At 41.2% G+C, this 25,462-nt stretch carries 19 protein-coding genes; 2 read left to right on the forward strand and 17 right to left on the reverse strand.

The window, feature by feature from the left end:
* The 3 genes from AACU25_RS36260 to AACU25_RS36270 all read right to left on the reverse strand — a co-directional run.
* On the reverse strand, positions 1–1,442 hold a 1,442-nt coding region (locus tag AACU25_RS36260), incomplete at its 3' end, for a site-specific integrase (RefSeq protein ID WP_339382134.1).
* 2,056 nt (positions 1,443–3,498) lie between these two features.
* Positions 3,499–4,587: a hypothetical protein gene (locus AACU25_RS36265; protein WP_096585470.1), complete on the reverse strand. Its 1,089-nt coding sequence runs from the start codon at positions 4,585–4,587 to the stop codon at positions 3,499–3,501.
* An 86-nt stretch (positions 4,588–4,673) separates the two neighbouring features.
* Entirely contained in the window at positions 4,674–7,316 is a 2,643-nt protein-coding gene (locus AACU25_RS36270) for a hypothetical protein (protein WP_096585473.1), read from the reverse strand.
* 139 nt (positions 7,317–7,455) lie between these two features.
* On the opposite strand from AACU25_RS36270, the gene AACU25_RS36275 reads away from it, so the two are divergent.
* The gene (locus AACU25_RS36275; RefSeq protein ID WP_190445936.1) at positions 7,456–7,614 is read left to right on the forward strand and encodes a hypothetical protein; all 159 of its coding nucleotides are present in this window, start codon (positions 7,456–7,458) and stop codon (positions 7,612–7,614) included.
* A gap of 1,270 nt (positions 7,615–8,884) precedes the next feature.
* On the opposite strand, the gene AACU25_RS36280 is transcribed toward AACU25_RS36275, so the two are convergent.
* The 9 genes from AACU25_RS36280 to hsdR all read right to left on the reverse strand — a co-directional run bounded on the left by AACU25_RS36280 (position 8,885) and on the right by hsdR (position 19,460).
* Positions 8,885–9,229, reverse strand: a complete 345-nt coding sequence (locus tag AACU25_RS36280; protein ID WP_096585476.1) for a hypothetical protein — start codon at positions 9,227–9,229, stop codon at positions 8,885–8,887.
* Complete coding sequence (locus AACU25_RS36285) at positions 9,226–9,819, reverse strand: ParA family protein (RefSeq protein ID WP_096585479.1); 594 nt, start codon at positions 9,817–9,819, stop codon at positions 9,226–9,228. The genes AACU25_RS36280 and AACU25_RS36285 overlap by 4 nt, the downstream gene beginning before the upstream one ends.
* Positions 9,820–10,580: 761 nt before the next feature.
* Positions 10,581–12,182: a restriction endonuclease subunit S gene (locus AACU25_RS36290; RefSeq protein WP_199347457.1), complete on the reverse strand. Its 1,602-nt coding sequence runs from the start codon at positions 12,180–12,182 to the stop codon at positions 10,581–10,583.
* A complete protein-coding gene (gene vapC / locus AACU25_RS36295; protein ID WP_096585485.1) occupies positions 12,179–12,586 on the reverse strand; it encodes a type II toxin-antitoxin system tRNA(fMet)-specific endonuclease VapC in 408 nt (135 codons plus the stop codon). The genes AACU25_RS36290 and vapC overlap by 4 nt, the downstream gene beginning before the upstream one ends.
* Complete coding sequence (locus tag AACU25_RS36300; protein WP_096585488.1) at positions 12,583–12,837, reverse strand: hypothetical protein; 255 nt, start codon at positions 12,835–12,837, stop codon at positions 12,583–12,585. Before AACU25_RS36300 ends, vapC begins: the two co-directional genes overlap by 4 nt.
* A 33-nt stretch (positions 12,838–12,870) precedes the next feature.
* A complete protein-coding gene (locus tag AACU25_RS36305) occupies positions 12,871–13,488 on the reverse strand; it encodes a Uma2 family endonuclease (RefSeq protein ID WP_096585491.1) in 618 nt (205 codons plus the stop codon).
* Positions 13,489–13,515: 27 nt separating this feature from the next.
* Positions 13,516–15,024, reverse strand: coding sequence for a class I SAM-dependent DNA methyltransferase (locus tag AACU25_RS36310; protein ID WP_339382136.1), 1,509 nt, complete (start codon positions 15,022–15,024; stop codon positions 13,516–13,518).
* Between the two features lie 171 nt (positions 15,025–15,195).
* Positions 15,196–16,125, reverse strand: coding sequence for a pentapeptide repeat-containing protein (locus AACU25_RS36315; RefSeq protein WP_199347456.1), 930 nt, complete (start codon positions 16,123–16,125; stop codon positions 15,196–15,198).
* A gap of 2 nt (positions 16,126–16,127) precedes the next feature.
* Positions 16,128–19,460 carry a type I restriction-modification system endonuclease gene (gene hsdR, locus AACU25_RS36320; protein WP_096585497.1) on the reverse strand — a complete coding sequence of 1,111 codons (3,333 nt, stop codon included), beginning with the start codon at positions 19,458–19,460 and terminating at the stop codon, positions 16,128–16,130.
* 184 nt (positions 19,461–19,644) lie between these two features.
* Between hsdR and AACU25_RS36325 the strand changes: the two genes are divergently transcribed.
* Positions 19,645–19,845, forward strand: coding sequence for a hypothetical protein (locus AACU25_RS36325; RefSeq protein WP_190445935.1), 201 nt, complete (start codon positions 19,645–19,647; stop codon positions 19,843–19,845).
* A gap of 82 nt (positions 19,846–19,927) precedes the next feature.
* Here the strand turns inward: AACU25_RS36325 and AACU25_RS36330 are convergent, their stop codons facing one another.
* The 5 genes from AACU25_RS36330 to AACU25_RS36350 all read right to left on the reverse strand — a co-directional run bounded on the left by AACU25_RS36330 (position 19,928) and on the right by AACU25_RS36350 (position 25,236).
* On the reverse strand, positions 19,928–20,359 hold the full coding sequence (locus AACU25_RS36330) for an HNH endonuclease (protein ID WP_096585499.1): 432 nt from the start codon (positions 20,357–20,359) through the stop codon (positions 19,928–19,930).
* Positions 20,356–20,754, reverse strand: a complete 399-nt coding sequence (locus AACU25_RS36335) for a hypothetical protein (RefSeq protein WP_096585502.1) — start codon at positions 20,752–20,754, stop codon at positions 20,356–20,358. Before AACU25_RS36335 ends, AACU25_RS36330 begins: the two co-directional genes overlap by 4 nt.
* Positions 20,755–20,945: 191 nt before the next feature.
* Positions 20,946–22,619 carry a DUF262 domain-containing protein gene (locus AACU25_RS36340; protein WP_096585505.1) on the reverse strand — a complete coding sequence of 558 codons (1,674 nt, stop codon included), beginning with the start codon at positions 22,617–22,619 and terminating at the stop codon, positions 20,946–20,948.
* 179 nt (positions 22,620–22,798) lie between these two features.
* Positions 22,799–23,734, reverse strand: coding sequence for a response regulator (locus AACU25_RS36345; RefSeq protein WP_096585508.1), 936 nt, complete (start codon positions 23,732–23,734; stop codon positions 22,799–22,801).
* A 2-nt stretch (positions 23,735–23,736) separates the two neighbouring features.
* Complete coding sequence (locus AACU25_RS36350) at positions 23,737–25,236, reverse strand: sensor histidine kinase (RefSeq protein WP_096585511.1); 1,500 nt, start codon at positions 25,234–25,236, stop codon at positions 23,737–23,739.
* Positions 25,237–25,462 lie beyond the last annotated feature (226 nt).

Raw genomic sequence — 25,462 nt, forward strand, 5'->3', positions numbered from 1 at the left:
TATTGATAGAGAGAGCCGTCTGTCAGTGGTTTACCATTCACTTGTGTAAAGACATAGGAATGATTTGGCTGAAAAACTGACCGCCACTTTGATAACCATTCCTCCAGTCGAGGATATAAAGCTTCTGGAAGTTCTACAATTCGTTTCTGCCCATTCTTACAAAAAGAGTTTCCCGTCTTAAAATCCTCCGCAGTATGTTCAACAAACCATTTGCCATCGCGATTAACTAAAGTCCTACCTACCTCTAACTCCCGGATAGTTCTCGACCTATCTGGAAAAGCACTCAAAAGCAGACAAATCAAAGCCACTTGATGACTTTGGGCAATAACACGCTGACTGCGCTTTTTACCCTTTTTGTCGAGGGGAGCGCATTCTTCAATCAAACGCAGGATACAGGCTTTAAAAGTGGGCCAATCAACCCATTTTTTTGACTCATCAGAGCAGCGAGGTGTGGTATTAACTCGTGCCATCACTTCACACTCAAGTCGCCGTAATTCCTCAATGATGGGAATGTCCCTATATCCCACACGTTTGCTAGCAACTTGCTCACGGGATTGGTATTTAGATTCCTTGTGATACAAAAATTTGGCTACAGCAACCAACGATTCAACACATTTTAATTCAGTATTAGGTGAAGCTCCTCGAACCTCTCTAAGCCACTGTAAATGTTCATCACTCAAATCAATGACCTTATCAATGACATTTTCATCTCGCTGTCCATCGAGAGTCAGACCACTACCAATCACAAGTAGTTTTAAACTCAATTGCTCAACAGGGACACCCTTAAATCGATGGAGCCATCCCAACATTCGTTTAGCATTATTAACGTGAGCCATCGCGCTGCGAGTACGTAAAGGGGCATCTTGACGTTTGCGACTGCCAACAATTGTTGTCTGAAAATTTAAAAAACTGTCTAACTCTTGTTGTAACTGGGTTGAGATTTCCGCAGGTTTTAAGCCATAAGTAAAATTGCTAGATTTGGGTGTCATGTTCTTAGAAGTGACGCGAACTTTATCGCTAACCCGACCTCTTAGCAGGCGGATGGGGGGGCAATAATTTTCTGCATCTGCTTTCTTGGCAATTTTCCACCAAGATTGGTTATGGCACCAAGTAACCATCTTGTTGAGATGAAAGCGATAATTTCGCTCACTCTTAACATCACCAAGAGAATCAAAAACTTCTTGTTGATAGTCAAGCGCGTTATTTAATTCCGATATAGGCACTTTTTTCATAAACTCTAATCCAGCATTTACCTGCTCAGCATTTAGCTTATTGCGTGAGGGTAAAGGGAAGCCAAATTTGGGTAGGGTATAGCGAATTAATGCAGTGCGAATACCTGCCGTCACATCATATTTTCTATCACTGTATAGTAATTTCAGGAATATACAATAAAGTTGGTAAACATCAAAAAGCGTTGTGGGATTTGATGGGATAATGCTCATAATTGAAGCTCCTAGTTTATTTCTTGTTTGCTAATAAAAGTGGTCATGACATAATTAATCGGCATAAATCTCCAAGATTAAAATTAGTAAACATCAACTTTCTCCATTTTTTAGGTATGAAATTAGCGAGAATTATTTTAATCAAGCTTGCTAAATAAACCTCCAGTTTATGACAGTTTATAATAAACAGAGTGCCATAGAATTTACCGTTTTACCTCTCAATTAATGGACTAATAAAAACTCAAAAAACCTGGCAATTATTAGGGAATTAACGTAACTAAACTCTGGTAATGTCATAAATATTTGTCACAGGTATTTATGACGCTAAAACCCTCAATCGATTTGAGATTAATTCGGTAAAAGGTAGATTTACCAAAAAAGCCGGGGATGTAACTCCCCGGCTTAGGTTTAGTTTATTTAATTGTGGTTTTTTGATTTTTATTTGTTACCTAATTATATCTATAGGATAAGTTGAGATGTCAAGGCTGACTAAAAAAAGCGTAAAGTATGATTCAAGTTGCCAATATCTTTGGTGCAGTCATAAGTCACTTGTAAGATTATAAGCGATCTCACTTTTTTGGGTGACTCATACGATAGCCAGAAAACATCACAAGACGATCCCATATTGGCAATGGTATCTTCATCCAAGGAAATTGGATACAGCACTCGTATATGGTTGGCGATAAAGCTCCGGATCGTGGGGGCGATCTCCTGACCTTGAGGTTAGGGTCGCTTAGGAAGGAGATTACCATTTTTAGGGCGATCTTGGTAACTTGGGTGTTAAAGGGATGAGTTTTGCTGAAGTACTAACTCTTGCCCTTGCTCCTGCATCGGTATCAATTCTTTGAGGGTATAAATTAAATTTAGGGCGTGGGCAAGCATTGATAAGTGCTTTGTTTAATTTGGAATTTTACGCCTTTTTTCTCATATTTTCAATCTCAAAGGTAAACCTGACGGTTTTATGTTGAGCAAATCTCTTGGCGATGAGGCTTACAGTACCATTCCAGCAACTAGTCGTTTTTGTTGCTGAATATGTAGCAATGTTAGACAATTTAGTGTATTTGGATACATAAATATATTTAATTATGCTTCTTTAACTGTGAGAAGCGATCGCTTTTAAGCCATCTTCCCAGAGGAATTAAGCAAATAAATCTCACAATCACGTTAGATTAACGAGTGTTTGTGAGATTTTGAATATTATTGAGAATTAACTAATAACTCCCGGTTCGCCCATTTTAAATTGAGTTAGAAAAAAAACTGAACGATTTAATAGGGGTTCCAGCCTATAATACAAATGTACTTTCGGATCGACTTTGCGCGATCGCATAAAAATAGAGTTTTTAGAGTTGGGTGGTAGTTCAAGGTAAATTGAGGGAAATCGTTAAAACTATTACTACACCTAGATTTTCTGTTGTTCGGCAATTTCTCGAACTCCAAAAAAAGTGAGCGAACCGGGAGTTATAATTTGTTTTATCTTGGTTATTTCCGCTGCGCTTTTCGTTTCGCTTGATGTGTTTATAGTAGGAAATTCACCCAGGGAAAGCTATCGGCAGAAAGTTCGGATTGCTAAAAGATAAGCATCAATCAAACTATCTCCACCTAAAGTTGGATATCAAAGGATGAGTCAATTTGGCTTCGCGATCGCAATGGCTTTTTCTCTTGGGTATAGTGACACAAATCACTGTGACTTAAAGTAAAAGATTGCCGCGATGGCAAGCTTATCCTTTAATTTGAGTGTCACTTAAAGGAAAAGATGGCCGGAATTAAAGGATAAAGTGGCCGCCCTTAAAACCTGAAATACTTATTTTTGCGTTGTCCTATTTTCGCCATACTTTACAAGTGATCGCATTCAATTATTTCAAATACGCTTCTGTCATAGGTTCTGTTCTGCGGCCATTTTATCCTTTTAAAACGGTCACTTTATCCTTTAAGTGACACTCTTTTCTAATTTATGGATCAAAATTTTTCTCCCATTATGATTCAAAGCATACTCTTCTTTTCGGGCTTTACATAGCGAAGCATGTCACATTCGCTACTTTTGCCCAGAATTCTTCTCTTACTGAAATAGACTGCCGAGTTCCTTTCGCCAGTCATCTAGTTGCTTGCGTACGTTGGAGACATCAACAGAAGCTGCCTTTAAAAGATTACTGTCGCAGCTACCAACTGCGGTAGGTGCTGGAAATGGTCTTGATGCTTGAATCGGAAGCGACGGACTAGCAATCGATTTCGATAATGTGTTGACGAAGACTGTAGCTACCTCGCGAGCCGCACCTTTCATGTGTTTGCACGCATTCACTGCTGCGTTACCTAGCAGTTCGCCGGAAGGAACCCAGCGTGTCGCGGCATACCAGACTGCGAAATCGTAAAGTTTGGGTGTTAGCTGATCGACTATCGTAGTTATATTGATAATCCCTGCTGTAGACACCTTAGCCCCTAGTGCAGTGGCAAAACGGGAGGCCCGTGTCGACCACTGTGACGTCGAAGTTAAAGGTAGATAGTCGGAAAGGGCATCAGCAATGCCCTTCCCTCCTAGAAATATCGGCGCTCCGCCAGGAGAAGTCCCGCAAGCGATAAGATACCCGCCCACATCGCCCTCAAGGTTGTCCATTACTCCATAGTCAGAGGTAGAGTTGTTGAAGATAATCTCAACCGATGGAAGCCTAGTAGGCGGTGCTGATGCACGTCGACGAGCCAGACTCGCAACACCTCCACCAAGATCGCCAAGCCAAGTAACAACTTCGATGCCAGTGCCGCCTTGTCCAGCGAGATGAACTTCGCGCATCTTTTGACTGGCACGCGTTTCAAGACCTATCAGAACATGACCAATATCAATGTTACGTCCGCGGTCATGAATACTTTGGCTTTCCTGTAGATCATTGAAGAGTCCCGCTCCCAATGCTGGACGGGGGTCAGCTGGTAGATTTCCGCCCGTATAAGCTAAAAAACCAAAGTTACGAACTCGGGCTCCAGCTTCGCTACGTTTGCTTTCGATTTTATAGTCAAGACTCCAATCGGTTCCATAATATATCCCCCGTAAAGTACAAGCTCTATCTAGAGGATTCGTCTGTCCTGCTTTCCTGATCAGCGCATCCTCTGCCTTTCGGATCAGATCAACAATGCCAAAAAAGGTTGTCGCTGCTGCCATAGCCAGAGTTTCCTTAGTATTGGAGAGTAGAACGACGTGTTGCGTGCGGTCGCACTTGGGTACATCACATCTGAGATTATTGTAAGTTACGCTATCGTCGCCAAATTACTCGTCACCGCAATATCAGTGCCAGAACTAGGTGTGTACTCAAACCACTCTGCGATTAGCAACCCCTTTTCACCAGTTTGCATCAATGGAAATGGCGTTTCAGATCCATCATGGGTATGGGAGAGTCCAGTCACAGTGATGTGCGTATTATCAGGCACTGAAACAATAGTTTGTGTTTCTTGTACCCTAGATGCATAACTATCAATAATCACTGAATAACCTACGACGAAGCCCACGCTAGATACAACTGTGAGCGTAATTGGGCTTGTACTGGGTTCAAGTCGATCTTCTGACGTGGTTGCAACTGAGCTACCATCGCCAATTAAAGATCCACCATTCGGATTAGCAGGTGGGATTCCCGGATAATTAGTTCTATCATAGGCTGCAATCTCTTGAGCAATAGTTAGGTAAGGATGACCGGGCGGAAGCAGTAAACCGAAATCACCTAACTCCACGAATGACATCCATGCTTCTTCAAAGCCTTTACGCACCGTTAGAACAACACGGGCACTGCCAGCGCGTAAAAATGCTTGTCGTGTTGCATCAGGGTAACGAATGGTACGGATAAAGTCCCAGCTTTGTGGTACGTCCCAGAAGTAAGAATAAGGAAAATAGATAACGTTTTCCCACTCAATTGCCTCGTTTATAAACTTCACCATTTCCTGGTATTGCATCATGGTGATCCAAGAAGATGCAGTCAACCCTAAATCATTACTAGTGAAAGCGATGCCATGTGTAAGGTCATTGCCATTCCTGTTAAATAAAGTGGTGACTTCTGATGGCATAAAGTCAAATGTCGGACCAAGCAGCCAATGCAGTACCCCCTTCATAATTTCATCATTTTCCTCACGCCGAAGGGTTAATGTATCAACCCTGGCAATTTGATCATTTAGGGCTGCAATTTCATTACTTAGCGCCTGTTGTCGGGTATAGTACTTGGTCTGAGCTGCATTGAAGAGTGCATTCCAGACTGTTGCCACCCACTGTTCATAAGCCTGGGCTGTCAAATGCTGGGTAATGGTAAACGTTACCGCACCAGCACCAGCATTCTGGACAAAGTAGGTGATGACTTGGCTACCTTGTAAGCCCTGCATAAATTTATTTAGATTAACGGTTCGGCTTGGTTCATGGGGATGAAGATCCGTATTCACTGGACTGCCAAAGACGTAGAAGGGACGTGTGTTATCAACGTTACTGAGGAAAATCTCCATTGTCACATTCGTAATTGCATAGCCTTCAGGCACCGTGAAATTCAGTTGATTAAAGTGAAAACTTTGATCGTTATCATTGTTTGTTAGTCCGGGAATCTGTCCACCAATTGTCTGCACCAATTCAGGTATTGGCGGCGGTGGTACTTGCGCTCTATATTGGCTAGCAAGGTCTTGGTAAGTACCTTCATTGATGTCTGAATAATATAATGAAAAAACAAAACTTTGTCCAAGCGCTTTCTGCAATTCATCTAGCCTAGCAAACACTTTACGAAGTGTTGCTCCCGGTTCAGGAATAACGATATCGTAGGTTAGCCTCAGCCCGTAACGGTAAAGACCAACATGCCATTTTCGCATCATACTGAAGTAGTCAATGCGGATCGGGTCGGTCGTGCTTGTGTTTTTCAACATTCGAGTGGAGGTTTCTGAACTCCCAGAAACTGTAGAGGTCGATATCGTTACTTTATGTGATTGCTTTACTCGTGCAGACGCTTTACTGGTAGTGTTCTTTGCGTGTTTACGGCTATCAGCAGCTGAGGCAGAGGTTTGGTCTTGTATGCCGAATGAAGCTGCGATGGATTCCGTGACAAAACCAATTCCGCCTGAAGTATTGGAAGTAATGTTGAACTGATTGCTGTGTGTAGTCTGAGAATTAGTGGCTTGAGAAAGCTCAGTATTCTCGGTGACGCCAGTCTCACTGTAATTATCTAATGAATCAGTCACAATAGACGTAAATTCCTGGCTGGTGACTGACCATTCCTTCTGCACTACTGCTGTTTGTTCACCAGGAGCGAGGGGAATTGTAGCGATTAATTCCCCTCGCTCAATTCCTGCTGGTGTCATTTCTAAACGTTCGAGATTAAGCATCCCGATCGGTGTTGCAGTAACGTTGGCAGCAAAACTTTTCGTCGAGATAATGCTGGAATTAAGCAGGGTTAAAGCCCGACCGAGTTCTAGATTATTTGTAGCTTCTGTCCTTATAGTGGTTGGAAGAGATATTAAATCACTTGATAACGGCTCTGAAACCAATGTTGACACAGCAGTTTCTGGCATCTGTAGGTTATCAACTGTTTGCTGACGTAAAGCAGCTAATGCATTACCGAACGCAATCAAGGTGTTGTGCGGTACAGTGGCAAAGACACTTGGGGAAGGAAGCTTAGAGGATAGTGGTGAACCCTCAAAAGCTTGAAGTATAGTCCATAGTGATTTATCTTCATCTAATGCCAGAGAGAATGCATCCTCTATGTTGGTATCAGACCGAACCATGTCTACTTCTCCCATCTGTAGAGCTAGTTGGCGAACGAATCCAAACTTTAGGACTGCATTGCCAACGTCCCGCCTTGTATTTTCCATCTTTAGAGGAACATAAGTCGCTTTTTGAATTGTCCTAGAAGAATTTGAAAGTTCTGGCATAACTCGAGTTGTAAATGTTGTTTACTCTTGCATAGTGAAAATAACCCTCTGCCTTTCCCCAACAAGCGATCACCAAAAGTTGCCAAGAACCGATAAAGTGACCGTTTTTAAAGGATAAAGTGGCTGCAGCACAGAACCTATGACAGAAGCGTATTTGAAACAATTGAATGCGATCGCTTGTAAAGTATGGTGTCACTGGAAGGATAACTTGGCAGTAAAAGACATCTTATGCTTCCAATCGCGTTCCGGACAAATTATCGTTCTAAGCCCCAAACTTAAGCGAGGTAAAGGTGTATAAAATTTATCCAGTGTTTGTCCAACGTTTTTATTGGGTTTAAAGGATGCAAAATTTTGGGACTTACGCATAGCTTTATGCTTCCATTTTGAGTCAAAGGACAAGTTATACTTCCAATGTTAGGACTTACTGACAATCCAGTAACGCAACAATAAGGGTTTCAGATATTTAAAGACTCGGTTATGCTTCCAGACCCTGAAATCTTTTGGGTATAGTGACAGTTTCAGCCATGCTATATCTACCCCATGTGGACACTGCAAACTTAAATTTGCAGACGGTGAAGATATAAATCTACACCACATAGATAGGAATCATCACAACTGGAAGCTCAACAACCTTACGGTTGTACACCAATCCTGTCATCAAATTATCCACATGAGCAAAGGAAATACCTAAGATTGTCGGGAGCTGGATGCACGGAAAACGCGCACGTCCGGTTCTAAACGGGAGGGGCGGGAGATAATACTCCCCCTCGACCTAACTCAATGCCTTCTTGACTTTATTTGTAAGCGGACTGGTAACAGTTCGGCATCCACACGCAGAACTTTTGTCAGTCCACTGCTACAGAATTGTTAGATAGCTTAATACATCTGTCTTTCTCTCATGGATTAGATTATTAGATGCTGCCTCAAATGAAGAAATTGAATAGAAATCTTCATGACGATCAATCTCGAAAACTAATGTTATTAACATTTTGATTAACCCACTTCAAAATAACAGTTTGCCTACTTTTTAAATTACAATTTTGTAATTTGGGTAAATTCAATTTAACCGACCTCTACAAAAAAATAAATATGACAATAGTCCTATTTCAACAGTTACTTTAGTCACTCTCATTCGTAGTTCCATCAAGTCTTCCTTGCCAGAGGCTAAAGTTTAAGTAAATTCTGAGAGGCATTACCGAGCAAGAAAGGTGCGAGATAATGGCTCTTGAAAGGCATGTAAATCACCCTTTTGAGTAAATAAGAAAATGCCATTGCTTAATTTTTACTTACTAATGCCAAATTCCATAAATAAAATTCTCGTAATTGAGAATAAGGCATTGATTAAAGCCTATGTTAGGCGCTCCTACTGTTCTACCAGATTCTCCACCATTTTAAATATTTAAACTTTCAGCTTTTTGCGTACCTGAAATTGTAAAAATGGTGTGACGGTGCAGTATTTTTGGTGCGTTAGAGATTGATGCCTGACACTACATCATATATCACAATCATGTTCAAATTCAGCAACTGTTTAAGTATTCAAATTTTTAAGTTTTTAAGTACGCAAAAATTCAACTACGCGATTTTAGCCACTCGTCTAGTAGTTCTTGAATTAGCTCGCTAAACTCTCGCTTTTGACCGTTTTGACTTTCTTTAAGCAGTTCAATTTTGACTGCTGTGTGTGTATCCTTGCGGATGTAAGCCGTCACCTGTTCGTAATTGGAGTCAGAGCGTTTGCCTTTGGGTCGTCCCCGTTTTGCTTCGCTTTGAGGTTCAGCAACTGTCTCGGGCTGTAACTCAAGAGACTGTTGAGCTTCACTTAATTGAGTTTTTGGCTCCTGGCTTGGTTGTTCTGGCTCCGGTTCAGGTTCACGACCCTTGACTGCATCCAAAAGACCTTTGAACTTACTACTCATTTCATCACCTCAATACCGATACTTTGGTAATCCCGCCATGCAATCTTGGCCCGTTGGTCACCGACTTTATTAACTGGCACACCAGCTAACGCCGCTTTTTGAAAAGCAACTGCATCGCGGATACTCCCCTTAAATACAGGTAATCCAGCCTCAGTCAACATTTCCCTTGCTTCCTCTCCATCCCGTCGCGGTTTAGGTGGAACTCGAGTGATGAGGATACGATATTGATTAGCCCCTAGAGACTTGAGGACATTGACGGTTTGCATCAAAGCATCAAGAGATAAAGCATCAGGGGTAGTGGGAAGAATGAGTAAATCACAACCTTCTGCTAAAGCTTCTAAATCTTCTTGCTCTGGTCTAGCTTGGGTGTCGATGACAATGTGCTGATAATTTTTAGCAAACTTCGCCGCCTGTCGCTCATCAATCACTTTGAAAGGTAAATCACCTCGCTTTGCCCAACCACTAGCAGAACGATTGGGGTCGCCATCTATCAGAAGTGTTTCACCCAAGGTTTGTAAATAAGTAGCTAAGTGAACAGCTGTTGTCGTTTTCCCAACGCCTCCTTTAAATGAGGCAACTGTGATAATCATGTCTTTGTTCCAAGGTGTGAATATTTAAATCGCTGAAAACTTGAATATTTAAGTATTTGAATATTCGGATTTTTGCGTACTCAAAAAGCTAAAAGTTGGATGTCATTAGTTTAGCAACTTCAGCAGAAACATCAAGTATTTGAATATTCGGATTTTTGCGTACTCAAAAAGCTAAAAGTTGGATGTCGTTAGTTTAGTAACTTCATCAGAAACATTAAGTTTTTGAATATTCAGATTTTTGCGTACTCAAAAAGCTAAAAATCGTGATCGCACTCCTCAACTTCCATGTACTCAACGCTTCGTGGTATCACTGGTTTGGGTAGCTTCAATAGCTGCTTAAAAAGTGCGATCGCATCTTGTTCCCTTGCACAATAGCGATCGCCCCGGTGGAAAAATAAGTATATTGATCAGTTCTTGTGAAGCAATTTTGAAGAATCAGCGATCGCCCTTAGCATTGACGTTCTTAGTTGCTACTATGGGGCAGATATACAGAACTCCTTATACTGAACTTGAATTATCCTCTTCATTTCTTTGAAGAAATATGAACCACATCAAAAGCCCCCTTCATATTCATGGGGGTATTTTTATGGCGAGAGTGGTAAGCTCAGGAGTCATTTGTTGCATAATCCTCAGCCTCATAAGCACGCACCGATACAATTTGAATGATGATTAGCTTGGGCGATCGCATCTCCCAATAAAAAAGCTGGAGTGATACAGTGTGGGCTGGAAGGTTATCGAAAAATTGGGTTGAAAATCGCCAACTATTCCAACCCCAGTTCTAACTGCACCGATTCTTCTTCTTGCGGGTGAGTTTTTTTGGTGCGTCGTGCGCTGGTTTTGGTGGTGGATTTTTTAGCAGTTTTGGTCTGGAGTTTGGCACGTTCTTCGCGGATGCGTTCTAGCAGGACGGATGCAGGTTCGTCGTTGGGGTCTTGGGGGACGAGTTCGCCGCGAAAGGCTTTGGCTAAAATTGATTGATCAAGTGTTACCGCTAACTCCAATTTGTTGTTTACCAAAGTTTTTAATTCTGATACTGTTGAAAGTTGATGTTTTAATAGCTTTATAATTACTTGCAGTTCTTCCTGTGGGGGTATTGGAATTTTAATATTACGAACAATTTCTGTGTTTAAATTAGGTTGAGCAGCACCCTGATTTATTTTCCTTAAAGTTTGAGTCAAACTTGTTAAAAAATAGTAGAGATAAATCTGAATTTCTCCATTAACAAACAATAAAGCTACTGAACCGTCATTAATACATCCTCCAATTTTAGTAATTTTCGGTACACCAAGAGTAGCTCCACTATTAGTTAGCAAAAAAGTTCCAGGTTCAATAAATCTACTAGCTTTGCAACCTTCTGCAGTTACAAATCCAGAGGTTTGTGTTAAATATATCTCATCATCCTTAGTAATTTCGGCAACTGTAATCCAAGGTATATTTCCACCAAAATATTTTGGATCACCCGCAGGTCGTGGAGAAGCACCACGAACTACAAAAGAAATATTATTGATATCAGTCCAAATCCATCCTTCAGGTATTTCGGGCAATTCCTCATTACTAACTGCTTCAGGTTCAATATATTTACCCTTCCATTTATCATCCTTCGGCGTTTTACCACTCGCCTTCATTTTCTCTAATTCCGATTCTTCCCAACGGCGGCGACGTTCTGCACGAATCCTCTCCAACAAAACCTCAGCAGGTTCAACATTACTGCTCTGCTCCCGCCAATCAGCAGTGAGGTCGCCACGAAAGGCGGCGGCGAGGACAGATTGACGGAACTGGTCTAGGAGTTGAGGGATATCAAGAAGCGCCTCCTTCACTCGCTGACTCCTAGCAGCGAGCGCCTCTATTTTCGCAACTATCCGGCGTTGTTCGTTGAGGGGGGGGAGGGGGATTGAATAACTTTTTACGCTTTGAGCAGAAAGATTGGGTTGTGCTGAACCATTATCATATTTACGAATTTCGGCATCACCAAATGGACTTATAAGGTAGTAAAAGAGATATTCATGCTTACTGGAATTGCAAGGGCGAATAATAACTAAAGAAGAAGCTATAGCACCTTGTGTAATATTTTTAACTATTGCTGTTTTTCCTAAGGAACCACGTAGACAATACAAAATGTCGTTAGGTTTAACTTTTCCACTACCTAATAAGTTAAAACTTTCCTCGGTAATGTAGTTCATCTCAGAAAGTTTTATTATTCCGTCCTGAATATGTCCCGCATTTATAAAAGGTATGCCAGATTCAACTAAAGCGTTTTTATTTGGATAGTTTTTGCCTCTGTCACCATTAATAAAAAGTCCTAGTTCTCCCAATTTTGCCCACACCCAACCTTCCGGAAGTTCAGCTAATTCATCAAAACTCACCTTTCTTCCTCCCAATCATCAATCTGCAACCCATTAACTCGCCCAAATTCCCGCGTATTATGCGTTACCAAAATTAAATTATTTGCTATTGCAATAGCTGCAATCTGCACATCATAAGGGCCAATCGGCGTACCACTAGCAGCCAACTCAGCCCTCAGTCTTCCCGCTATGATTGCGGCGGCTGAATCTAAATGTATAATATTAAACTGACTAAAAAAACGTTGCAATATCTCTAAATTTCTCTCTAATTGAACGCTCCGGTAAGCGCCATAATAAAGTTCTAATTGGGTAATCGTAGAAATTACAATATCGTCTGGTTGTAGGGATGCCAGCCGATTTGTTACCGCCAGACTGCTGTTATTAATTAAGCGGATACAGACATTTGAATCCAGCAGATAAGTCAAAATAACTGCTCCCTAATTTCATAATTCCCCTGCTCTGGTCGTTCTAAAGGTTCTCCGACCCAACCACCAATTACCTCTTCAAAAAACCCAGGCATCCAGATCCGTTGCTCCGGTGTTTTTTGCTGAGTTTTTGTTTCCAGTGGTTGATAAATCACCATGATTTCCACTTCTTTATCTGTTATCCCCACTGGGATATCTAAATGTAAAACTCCATCTGCCCCAATACGCTTTGTTAACTTAATACTGTGCATAGCTGATTATCCTATATATAGTGGATTGAATATTTATTTACCTGCATTAAAAACTTGTTCCGCAGTCAAATTTAACTCAGGGAAAGTAGGAGATATAATTTTATCGCTACCCCGAAACTGAGTGACTTGGTATTCCCCATCAATTAATTGATAGACTGAGAAAGTAGGTTGTTTGGGATTACCGATAAACTTCCTAGCCCCCAATGCTGCATAATCAACAATCCAATATTCGGGGATGCCCATCTCCTCATAATCAGCCAGCTTCAGATAATAATCATCGCGCCAATTAGTACTGACCACCTCAATCACTAAAGGAATTGATGTCCCCTGAGTCACAGTAGAAGATTTTTCCCAAAGCGGTTCATTAACTAAAGCATCGTCATTTAGTATTAATACATCAGGGAAATAACCTGATTCTCTTTCCGGTGGTCTTACTATTGCTTGATTAGGGATAAAGTAGGGGAGATTTAATCGGCGAAATTCTAAAGTCAATTCAGCCGCCGAAAATCCTTTTATCCTTTCATGCTTCCCCGTGGGCTGTGACATTTCGACAATTTCCCCATTGTGCAGCTCGTAGCGTACCCCAGAGTTTTGGGGATGCCATGCAATAAATTCGTCAAAGGTAACTATTTTTGATAAGGCTTGGGTCATAACAATTGATTACTGCGGGTTGTGTTTTCATTCTAAAAGCGCAGCTTCCTCCTCAGTTGCTTCTTCCGCTTCCAGCAACGCCGTCAAAGCTTCCATCTCCTCCATCGCCGTTTGCAACTTCGTCATAATAGCGGCAGCAATAACATCCGGTTCCGGTAAATCATCCCCCGACTGCAAACTTTCATCCCGCAGCCAAGTAATATCCAGGTTTTCGCCGCGTTTAGCAATATCCTCCCGCCTAAAGCAGCGCCAGCGTCCCAACTCTCCTTGGTCAACACGGGGACTTCCGCCATTGGAATCATCGCCGTAAGCGGACTCAAACGGCAGAAAATGTTCCTTAGTTAAAGGAGTCCGCTTACCAAAAGCAGGCATATTAGTTCTCATATCATAGAACCATACCTGCTTGGTGTTGCCCTTATCCGTCGTTCCTCGTTGGAAAAACAGCACGTTAGTCTTGACACCTTGGGCGTAGAAAATCCCTGTGGGCAATCGCAAAATTGTGTGCAAGTTACACTTATCCATCAAGTCAGCGCGGATGTTACGCCCCTGTCCATCTTCAAACAGCACATTATCAGGTAACACCACCGCCGCCCGTCCTCCCGGCAACAGTCCGCGATAGATATGTTGTAAAAAAGCTAATTGCTTGTTGGAAGTAGGATAAGTAAAATCATCCCTTGTCGGCAGTCCACCGCCCTTTTTCGTCCCGAAGGGGGGATTGGTTAAAATCACATTTGCCTTGGGTAGCTGCTGCCCATCGCTGGCGAGAGTATCGCCCAAATCCACAGCCCCCTCAATGCCATGTAGCAGCATATTCATTAACAAAAGCCTATGGGCATCCTGCACCAACTCAATCCCGTAGAATGCTTGATGGCGCTGGAATGATTGTTCCGCTTCGCTTAAATCAAATAAATCATAGGTGTGCTTTTTGATATAGCGGTCAGCCGCAATTAAAAACCCACCCGTCCCAGCTGCGGGGTCTTCTATCAGTTCCCCAGCTTGGGGTTTGATGAGTTCCACCATGCAATCAATCAAAGGACGGGGTGTAAAATATTGCCCAGCCCCAGATTTTTTCTCACTGGCGTTCTTCTCTAACAGCCCTTCGTACAAATCGCCTAAGCCTTCTTCCTTGGCGGAGTACCAGTCCAGTTCATCAATGCTTTTGACTAGTTTATTGAGAATTTGCGGTTTTTTCAGGGCAGTTTGGGCATTAGCGAAAATTGCCTGCACCCGTGGTGGCGTAGTGTTAGAACCCAAATTTAACAAGGTGGCGCGGTAAAAGTTCATCTGCTCAATGCCATCCTTAACCACCAAATCACCCCAGCGACAACCTTCTGGGATTTGGCTTTCTGTCCCTGTTTCCTGCGCCATCTTTAGGAATAGCAGGTAGGTTAATTCAGTTACATAATCGAGATAAGTAATTCCATCGTCCCGCAGGACATGACAGAGATTCCAGAGTTTTTGGACGATGTCAGTGGTTGCGCTCAAGGTTTTAAATAAATAGTCACTATATAAATGCCGCTTTGAAATTATACGCAATTAGGTAGTCTTGTCAAAGCCAGCTATTGTGATGATTGGTATAGAGGGGGATGACAGCAGATAAAGTTATTTACCAAATTTACTATAGGGTAAGCAATGCCTATAATTGGCGGAATAATATAATAAATATCCTTAAATTTAAGTTTTCAAAAAAATGCATTAAGTAAGTTTTTATCGTAAAAATTGTCCTATATATTTTTCATAATTATCCTGTCGCCATTTAAGATAATAATCATCGGGCGACCAAATATTATCTTGATAAGATGGTAAAGTTATTCCGTGAAATTTTTTATAGTCTTCATTTAAAAGCAAGGCAGGCTTAATCTCTAATTTCTTAGAGTATGGATGAATAACAATTAGATTCAGGTCAAAAAGAGTATGTAAGTCTGCTCTCAGCAGTATCCCATTGTTAGGATTATTGTTTTTAGATAAAGAATAAGGTTCAACGTGGGCTGCTTCTAGTACACCTGTAACTTCACAACCACTAATAGCGCAACGTCCCTCATAATATGTAATTAAAGCGTTCCGAAACTTTTCTTGTCCCTGTCGCTTTTGAATAGATTTTTTAATTTCACTTAAAGCAGTATTAATTTTTGTATGTAGTTCATCTGTTACCTGTTCTTTAGATTTTCTAGTGACAGACTCTCCTCTTCTACGTGTTTTGATAAGCCCATATTTATAAGGATTAAAACCATCAGGGAACTGAGTCTTGCTGTCATATTCAGCATTAGTCCAATTCGCAATACTATAATCTTGGCATCCTATCAAATTAGCTCCATGAAGCTTTGCTCCTTTGAAGCTCGCTTCATGGAGGTCTGCGTTTTGTAGATTGGCATCTCTAAGGTCTGCCCCTTGAAATCCTGCACCGCGAAGAATTGCTGACTGTAGATTAGCATTTCTAAGGTCTGCTCCTTGGAATTGTGCGCTATAAAGGTTCGCCTCTTGAAAGTTTACTTCTATAAGGTTAGCGCCCTGGAATTGAGCTAATATCCGCGTATCCCGATAATTTACATAAAAAGGTTGAAAATTTTCACCTTGGAAATCTCTACCTTGAAGATTTTCACCTCGAAAATCGAAATCTTGTGAGTCACGGTCAATCATTTCTAAGCAATCTCCTGCCAAAGAGCATCATTAATCTGCACCAAAATATCTTCTAAACTGCCATTAAAAGCTTTATTTAATCGCACAAATCCACCGCCTTGAGTTTTGAATTCTCCCTGATCTAATGATTCCCGATCCACAATAATTTCTACCTTCAACTGCTTGCCAATTCTCTCCAACCATTTACGCTGGGGTGGTGTCCAGTTTTGAGAACCCAGGATTTTCTTCATTGCCTTGTCCACTCTCTCCTCATAGGGAACTAAAGCATCCCCCAAAGTGGCTTGGCGAATAAAGCCAATGATGGAAGCCGCAATATCAGCATTAGTCATTTCCCGCCATGCCACCTGCAATGTCTTCTCAGAATATCCAGCTTGGTCTAACATTAACCGCAATTCTTTCAACTGCGTTCTAGTCAACTCACGGGGACGGGTAGTAACTACAGTTAAAGCCGGAATTTTATTAATGTTCTCGCGTAAATATGCACTGAAACTATCTAAATAATCTTCGGGTTTTTGAGCATTACCATACCCCCTTTCCACCCGCCGCAGTTCATCGGCGTGGCGAGAAATCAGCACAGGTTGTCTACCACCATCTCTAGCATCTAACATTTGGGCGATGCTTGCTCGTTGCTTAAACCATTCCTTAAGTTGCTGGGGGTCGGTTTGACGCAGGTGGTTAATCATGTCCGCCATTCCCATCCCGGCGGCGGCTTCAATATTATCCCGCTTACTATCTCCCAACTTTCTCTGCTGGCGTTGCAATTTAGCTAAGAGTTGGTCAACAATAGTAGCCGCAGCATTGCTGTTATTGACTGTCCTCAATTCTTCTATCAGTTGACTAAAGGAAATCTTGGGATTAACCGCCACTGGTTTCATCGTGGAGAGAGGAGACAAAGCTGCATATAAATTCACAGCATCATAAATATAGAAAACTTCTTTTTTAATTCCATCACAGCGCCTGGTTGCCCGTCCCAACATTTGTTCGTACAGGATGCGCGAATTCACTCGGCGAATAAATACTAAATTGCAAATTTCTGGGACATCAATGCCAGTAGTTAATAAATCCACAGTCACCGCAATTTTGGGATTAGCTTCGTTTTTAAAACGGCGAATTAATTGAGATGGTTGGTCTGCCTTGCCAGTAATCTTGAGAACCGCATCATCTTCCACACTGCCATACTGGGCAATCAAGGCTTGTTTTAATAAGTTAACAACGATGTCAGCATGATCATCTTTCACACAAAATATCAAAGTTTTCCCTGGGAGTTTAGGGTCGATATTTGCTGCTAAAAATTCACAGATTACCCGATTAAATTCTTCAGTAACAACTTGGCGATTAAATTGTTCTACCTCAATTCTGACTTCATCCGGGGCATGAACTAAATCAATTCTGCCCGTGAGGGGGTCAAAATATTCCATTGCTTCCCCAGGTAGCCAAACTATGCCATCTTCTGAGAGGGCGGTAGTAATGCGGATGGGGGGTTCGCAGTCGATGAGATGACCATCAATCACCGCTTCTTTGTAACTGTAGGTAAAAACTGGTTCCCCAAATATTTGAGTAGTATGCAGGGCGGGGGTAGCGGTCAGTCCAATTTTTACAGCATCAAAATGGTCGAGGACGCGGCGATATTTGGAGATGTAATCGTTAAAGTCGCGGAAGGTAATTTCTGCATCGCTTAATTCCCTATCTAGCAAATATCCCCGGTGACATTCATCCACGACGATGCAATCATATTGGTCGGCTGTGGGGATATCTGAGTTATCGCCTGAGTAGAGAATGCGTTTGACAAATGCTTGCACAGTGGCGATGTGGACTTTGGTATCTCTATCCGGTACCGCGTCACCTAATTCTTTAATATCAAAAATGTCAGCGAAGGTTTGCAAATTCTCGATGCGCGTTTCTTTAAAAACATTAGTGGCTTGTTCGCCCAAGGCGGTGCGGTCTACCAAAAATAGAACGCGGCGAAAACGTTTGGTTTTCAGGAGACGATAAACTAAGGCAATGCAGGTTTTAGTTTTCCCGGTTCCCGTTGCCATTGCCAATAACAGTTCCCTTGCACCTATTGCTAATCTCGCTTCAACGGCTTTAATCGCTGTAATTTGGTAGTCGCGCAGTTGCAAGTTATAGTTAAAACTTTCTTGGGCAAGTCGTTGGTGTGCTTGATCTATATCTTGATTGAGGGCATCAATGAAAGCTTCTGGTTTATACCAAGTGGTGAGGGGACGGCGGATATTTTCCGGGCGGCGGACATCACAAAACCAAATGCCGCTTTTAGTTTGCAACTGGCGTAAAAATTCTCGACCGTTGGTGGCAAAGACAAAGGGGACTTGATATTCACCCCAAGGGCCACCGGGGAGGATTTCATGACCTTGAATTTTGTAGCTGCGACTGTAGCGCTTGGCTTGGTCGATAGCTGCATAAACATCGGTGCTTTGACGTTTAGCTTCGACTACAGCCATGACCTGGAGTCCCACAAATAAAACATAATCAGCACGTCCATCATTTGTCGGCCATTCCGCGATCGCCAAATTCTTTCCTTTCTGGGGACGAATACCATTTTTATAGGTAAGCTGTTCTGAGTCTACTTCCCAACCCGCAGCCCGCAGTTGAGCATCGATGAGACGGCGGGTTTCCCGTTCATCCAGGTCAATATTCTCCCCAGCTTGTTGGGAACGCTGGATGGTTTCTTGAATTGTTTGGGCAGACTGACTTTGGGCTGTAGTTTGAATTGTTACAAGATGATTTACGGCAGCTTGTCTTTGGGCTTGGGCTTCTTTGGCTAATTCTTCTGCGGATATGCGGCGCTGTGCTTCTTGTTCGACAGCAATTTGCGCTAGTTCGGCGGCGGTGCGACTGGCTTGTAAATCAATCCTTAACTGTGCTAATTCTTGTTTGAGTGCTTGGGTTTCTCTGGCTGGGTCTTGAGGTGGGACAAAGGAGCCAGGGTGAAAATCGGGATTTTTTGTAGTCACCCGATGAAACCAAATTCCTAGCTGGCGTGCATATTTAAGATTGCTGAGGGCAGTTCTATGGTCGGCTCCCAAGGCGTGAGTGGCATCATTCCCAGCTAAACGCAATTGGTCAAATAAGTCATATACTTTACCTTTGAGAATGCCTCTATCCCGCAGGCGACGCATTAAATCAATTTGCCTTGCTTCTGGATCGTACATCCCCACATTAGCGGCTATCAGCTGCGCTAGGAGTTCGCCAAATTGACGCAGTTTAATTAAGCAAGTATTTGGGTCATCGGTAAAATATCTTTCTGCTAAAGCTCCCAGTCGCACCAGTTGCGGGTCATGGATTTCTAGAAACCCAAAGTTTGGCGATACTAACATTTTGTCAGTTGTTCTCCTGAGAGCTTGGGGGTGTAGATTGCTACTAGCCTAATATCTTTTTAACAGATTATTACTGAATCTACAATCAAACTCCGCTCTGATTGCATTGAAAATTCTCGACTATCGCGGTGGGAGGATTGGGTGCGTAGTATGGGGGGCGATCGCACTTTTTGGCGCTCTTACAATGCTGCTAAAGCATATTGCTCTTTGTTATGTTGATGGTCGTTGGTCTAGTGTATTTAATAAATTCCCATATATTCCAATTTTATTAGAACTACACCGATTAAGCTCCTCAGAAAAGACAATACAAGAACACCTAGAAGATGCCTTTGATAGAGATGGCTTTCCTAACGCCAGACATCTCGGCTCTATGCCCTTTTTGTAAGCTCTTCGGTAACTATTGCTACCTAGTATAACCTCTCCAGAAAGGAGTATTTTCCCTGGAATATAAATAATATGAATATAAATTATCTATCTTGTGGTGGATGCCAGCCAGCTATTACCCATTGTTGCCTGACGGTGACGGCGATGATATTGTTAAGTTGCAAGGCGACGACTGTTGCTCGACCGCAAGCTGTGCATCCGATAATTTGCGAGCCGTCTTCACTCCATTGAAAATGTTGTGACCATTTTTGTTGACGGGGATTGAATAGCTTGACTGTTCGTCCAGTCAGGGGGTCAACAGCTTCTGTTTGCACACCCTTGTAGCTATTGCACAGCCGACAGGCTAACCAAAGATTCTCCTCTTCGTTCGTACCACCTTTGGCTGTGGGAATAATATGTTCAATTTCTAATATTCCTAAAACGTATTTTTGCAAACTCAAACAATAACCGCAGTGATCGCCTGCTTGGGCGCGGATTTTTGCTCGCAACTCATCAGAAATTGACCCTGAACTCATGATTCAAGGGATGCCCGCAAACCGCGCTGTACTGCTTCCCGCAGGGCTTGAGCTTTGAGTAACAGTTTTTCCTGATAAACTTGCATCAATGCCGTCAAGTAAGGACGCTCTGCATCACTTAGCGTTCCGGCTTGCTGACGGTCAAGCAGTTCACTCAACTGGTGGTCTTGATCTGGTGGCATCTGCAATTCGCTCAATGCCAAGACTTCATCATCAGAGAGAGAAGTAACGGATGGAATTAAAGCACTGTCAGAGGATTGAGGGCTAACAGGAGACAAGGAGAGGGCTATCGCCTCGGTGAGTACCTCGGCGACATTGCGGTTGACCATTTGGGCTAAGTGTTCGGCACGGCGATACACTTCATCAGGCAAATTGAGGGTAATTTCAGTAGTCATCTATTGTTCAGCAAGAAAATGACTGCGTTACTAGGGTGTTGATTTTGTGTGTTTTTAGGGGATTTCGCGAAAAATTATTTGTGTCATTTTTGATTTATGGAAAAGCTTCTGGAACAGCCATTTTACGATAAAAGCAGGCGACACATTTTTTGCATGAAGTCTTACGGGCTAAACGTTACAGAGTCAACACCCTACTGCGTTACGGCTTCCAATTCGGCAGCAATGAGTTGCTGTCGTTCGTTGAGGAAGTCTTCAAACTTATCTTGGCATAAAGGCGATGTGGGCGTATCCGGTAGCAGGTGAGATCGCAGGATGGTTTGTAGTTCAAATGTACCTATCGTTTTCTCGATTTCCTGGAGATAATTGGAAGGGGCGCGTTTGCTGATGCGAATATTGGTGTCTTTGTCAATCAAGGTGCGGTTGAGAACGCAGTCCCGCAGAGTTGAGCTAACACTAGGAAACTTATCTTTCAAAAATGCTTGTGGGAAGATGTGGTGGTCGTCGATTTTCTTGTCAAGCATCATACTAGCGGTAATTTTGCCACCTTTGTGAAAATCTTGGGCACCGTGACGCAAAATCAAAGCAATGACACCTCGATAGACTGCTCGTTGACGGGGAGTTGTCTGTCGTAGCAGGTTGATATCAAAGGAGAAATTTGACACAGTTTGCGGTTCTGCTCCTCCTGCAATCCACTGCTTGAGTTCGCTGTAGTCTTTTACCGATTGAGAATTAGGAGAGTTTTCGTAAGTCTGTCCAAATACGGAACACCAAAACCAGCGTTTGAGTTTGTTGCGGATTGCACCAACACTCGGCCCTGTGACGCTACTCACAGCCGCAAGTGTTGCAGCGGCGGGAATCAAAATTGTGTAGTAAGGTAGCCATTGAGGTAAAATCACTCCGCAGTCGTCGCGCAGCATTTGTAAAATTTCGGCTAGGGCTTTGACAATTGGGTTCCAGCCGATTTTGATTTGGTCAACATTCATTTTCAGCACATCGTTGCGCTTGCAGGAAGGGGCGGTGCTGGCGGTATAGATAGTGATTGCTTGCAGGATATAGTATGGATCTATTTCAAAGTCAACAATAATTGGGTAGTTGGTTTTAGCTATATCCCATAAGTCACGGAGACGCACGTCTGCTGTCCAAAAACGGGCGGCTAAGAGGTCGAAGACTGACAGTTTAACGCCTGTGCGGTTGAGGGTTTCAAATATGGTACAGACGGCAGCCGCAGAGGTATTATCATCGAGGGTGACTACAGGGAACTCGTACTCTTCTGCTGGTTCTAACCAGCTTTCCTTAACTTCTCGCAGCTTCGCCTTCAGGGTTACTCTATCCCCACCAGTTTCCGGGCGCAAGTCAATAATCTCATCTAGCCATTTTTCAAAACCATTTTTCACACCAAATAAAGTTTTTAAAGGAAAGACTAAGGCGTTGGCTTGTTGTTGTAAAGACCCAAATTTTTTGTCTGCTTCTTTGTTGTTGAGGTAAAAGATACAATCTTCTAAGTCTTGATCATCAATTAGTTTTTGCAGATTAATAAAGTAGCAATGGTTGCCTGTACCATAAAATGCGTGATAAAGAGAAGTGAGTCGCTGCTGACCGTCGAGAATTAAATAAGAAGGGGCATGATGTTTTAGTTCTGGTGCTCCTGCAAACTCGCGGGGAACGAAGTAAAAACCTTTAGAATTTCTAATCCGCAGCAAACTTCCTGCTGGGTAGTTTTGGCAGATACTTTCAATTAATTCTTCTGTAGAACGGGGTTCCCAAACAAAGTCTCGCTGGAAGTCAGGTAGGGCAACTTCGCGCTGATGAATACTTTCTAGCAGGTATTTCAGTTTTTCAGAACTGGGATAAAAGATTTTGGGCATAAAAATTACTGCCTCTTGCGAGTTTTGGTAGTGCGCTTTTTAGTTTTAGCTTCTGAAGCCACACTTTTACCAGATATTTCAAGCTGTTGTTCTTCGGTTACTGCGTCTGGTATCGGTAAGTCAATAACAGGTTGGGGGAGGTTCTCGTTGAGGGGGATATCCCAATAAGGATCGTATTTTTAGTTTTCACGTAAATATTTTATTATTTTTTCTTGCAATTTTTTATGTCCAAACCTTTCAAGTGAAATCACATTACCATCTTTGCGATAATAAAGTCTGAAAGCGCTTCCCACACGATACTCATAGTAGTTATCGGTTCCTGCAATTAGTTTTATAGGTAGACTTTTAGGATTATCAGCGATGCGTTTTAGATATGTTTGCAGAATATAAAATCCTAAACGATCCGACTGAAATAAATTTTCAGTATCTTTCCAAAATGCTTCTTTATATTGAAAAGGCTGTAGAAAAGGCAGAATTGAATCTATACTACCAGGCGATTTATTAAGAGTTATAGCTGCTCTTCGATAAGCTTCTCCTATTTCCTGCTCATTACCTTTTGATTTCTCTAATTCTTCAAGTAATTTTTCATAAGTAGCTCTTAAAATTTCGTATTGTTCATTAACCTCAACATTTACTTGTCTTAATTTATCAACAGATTCTAATATTCCTAAGTTTTCAAGTACCTCATAAGCTTTTTCCCAGTCTTCTTTTTGTTCAATGTATATATAACGGCGTTCTAAAGCTGCTTCAATAGTGACCCAAAACTGGGCAGGGGAAACTGGTTTCAGCAAATGACCTATAGAACCTAGCTTGACATACTCTGTGGCTAAATTACGATTAGAATGTCCAGTTATAACTACAACTCTATACTGGCAGTAGCCTTTTCCAACTTTTTGTTCTATAGCTTCGATTGCATCAAGTCCTGTTTCCGAACCCAGGTGATGATCTAAAATAATTAAATCAAAATCTTCTGGATCATTTTGATTTTTTATTAACAATTCTAATGTTTCAAAGATGTCTTCTGCTTCTTGACATGAGTGATTCTCTGATTCTAATAACCCACGCCATTGGCGACGAATATTCGCTTCATCTTCAACAATTAAAAATTTAGGCATCTTTAATCTCCTGATATGGGAAATAAAAAAGCAACACTTGCTCCTCCTTCATCATGATTTATTTTCCTAACTTTTCCGTTATGAAACTTTAAATACGCAGTAACTATCAAACTACCATTTCCTCTTAATTCCCCTGCGCTTTTATTTAATCTCTCCTGAGATTCATATAATTTTGGTAGTATATCTAATGGTATACCCGGGCCATTATCAATAATTTCAATAATTGCTAATTTACTCTCTACGTAACATTTAATAAAAATTTTTGGCTGAAAGTCTACAATTTTAGTGTTTCTGCTATGTTTATTTAATGCCGCACTTGAATTATAAATTGCATTACGAATGATGCTACGAAATCGCCAAGGATTACATATTATACTTATTGGCGATTCTGTTAAATCAAACTCTATCTTAGTTCGTTTTGTAATTGTGGGAGAAAGATTTTCTTTTAAATTATGCAATTCACTTTGAACAACCATAGATTGTTCTTCTAAATCAGTTATTTCTCTTAACTCTTTGACCACAAAATCGATTGTTTTAATTGAATCATTGGCATCTCTTAATAACCCTAATAAATTTGAATCATTATGCTCCTTGCTATATGAAGCCAGAATCTCATCAAAATCATCTGTATTTGAGAGCAAAGGAGCTTTTTGGATGTCATGAATAATGTTAATTGTATCTGAACGAAGCCTGGATATTATACCTTTAATTGCAAAATCCAGTTGTTGTAGATTATTTGTAACTCTAGAAGAAAATTCACTTTCAATAACATGAGAGAATGTTTCATTAAGCGTATTTATTCTATCTAGTTCCACCTGCGCTTTTAAAAGATTGTATTTTTGTTTAGATATTTTGAGTTGATATTCAATTATTCCCCAACTCAAAACACCTAAAATTAAAAATAAAATTGTAGTCTGTCCATAAACAACGGATCTGAATCCTAGCCTCAATGGTTTTTTTATAAATTTAATATATTCGTCTAAAAAAGATGGTTGATTTCCCCGAATATAATAAACTCTTCCAATAATACGTCCTAAATTGTTTTTATTTGTTTTTTCTCGCTTATTTAAAAAAAGTTTTGGGTAGTATGACTCTGCGAGAATAGGAGGAGGGTCTTTTAGTAGATCATAAGGGCTGATATCTAATGTATCAATCTGCGGTTCTTTTTTAAAGAATCGACTAGAATAATATAGAATTTTTTGGCTTGAACAGTCTTTACTAGATAGAGAACAATCAGTAACTACAATTCCAAATAATCCATAATTACTATCAATTGTTCTCTGTAATTCTTCTTTAGATTTTTGTGACAACAAAATCGATATTTTCGTCGGTAGGATATGAGAAATAATATTAAAATCTACTGTTTGAATTGTAAAAACAGTCTGCCAGTACCCTTTGTAGCTAACGAAACACCCTGCAACAGATAATATATATGCGACTATATGAATACTTAAAAATCTTAAAACAAGATACTTTTCAAAAAATTTATATATTGGCAACATATTTTTATATAATTAAAATTCTAAAATACAGTTTTTTCACTAGAGAAATCGCCATAAATATAAGACGTTCTACAAAGATATTTCTATAATGCTCAAATTAATAAATTAATATCTCAGTAATATTGCGTAAATTATTAGCCAATATCTTGGCTACTTTCTCAAGACAAAACTAACATAAAAGTTTAAATCAGCATTTGACTATTTTATAAATGCCATCCCCGGTTTC

The sequence above is a fragment of the Tolypothrix tenuis PCC 7101 genome, from assembly GCF_963874875.1.
GTDB lineage: Bacteria > Cyanobacteriota > Cyanobacteriia > Cyanobacteriales > Nostocaceae > Aulosira > Aulosira tenue.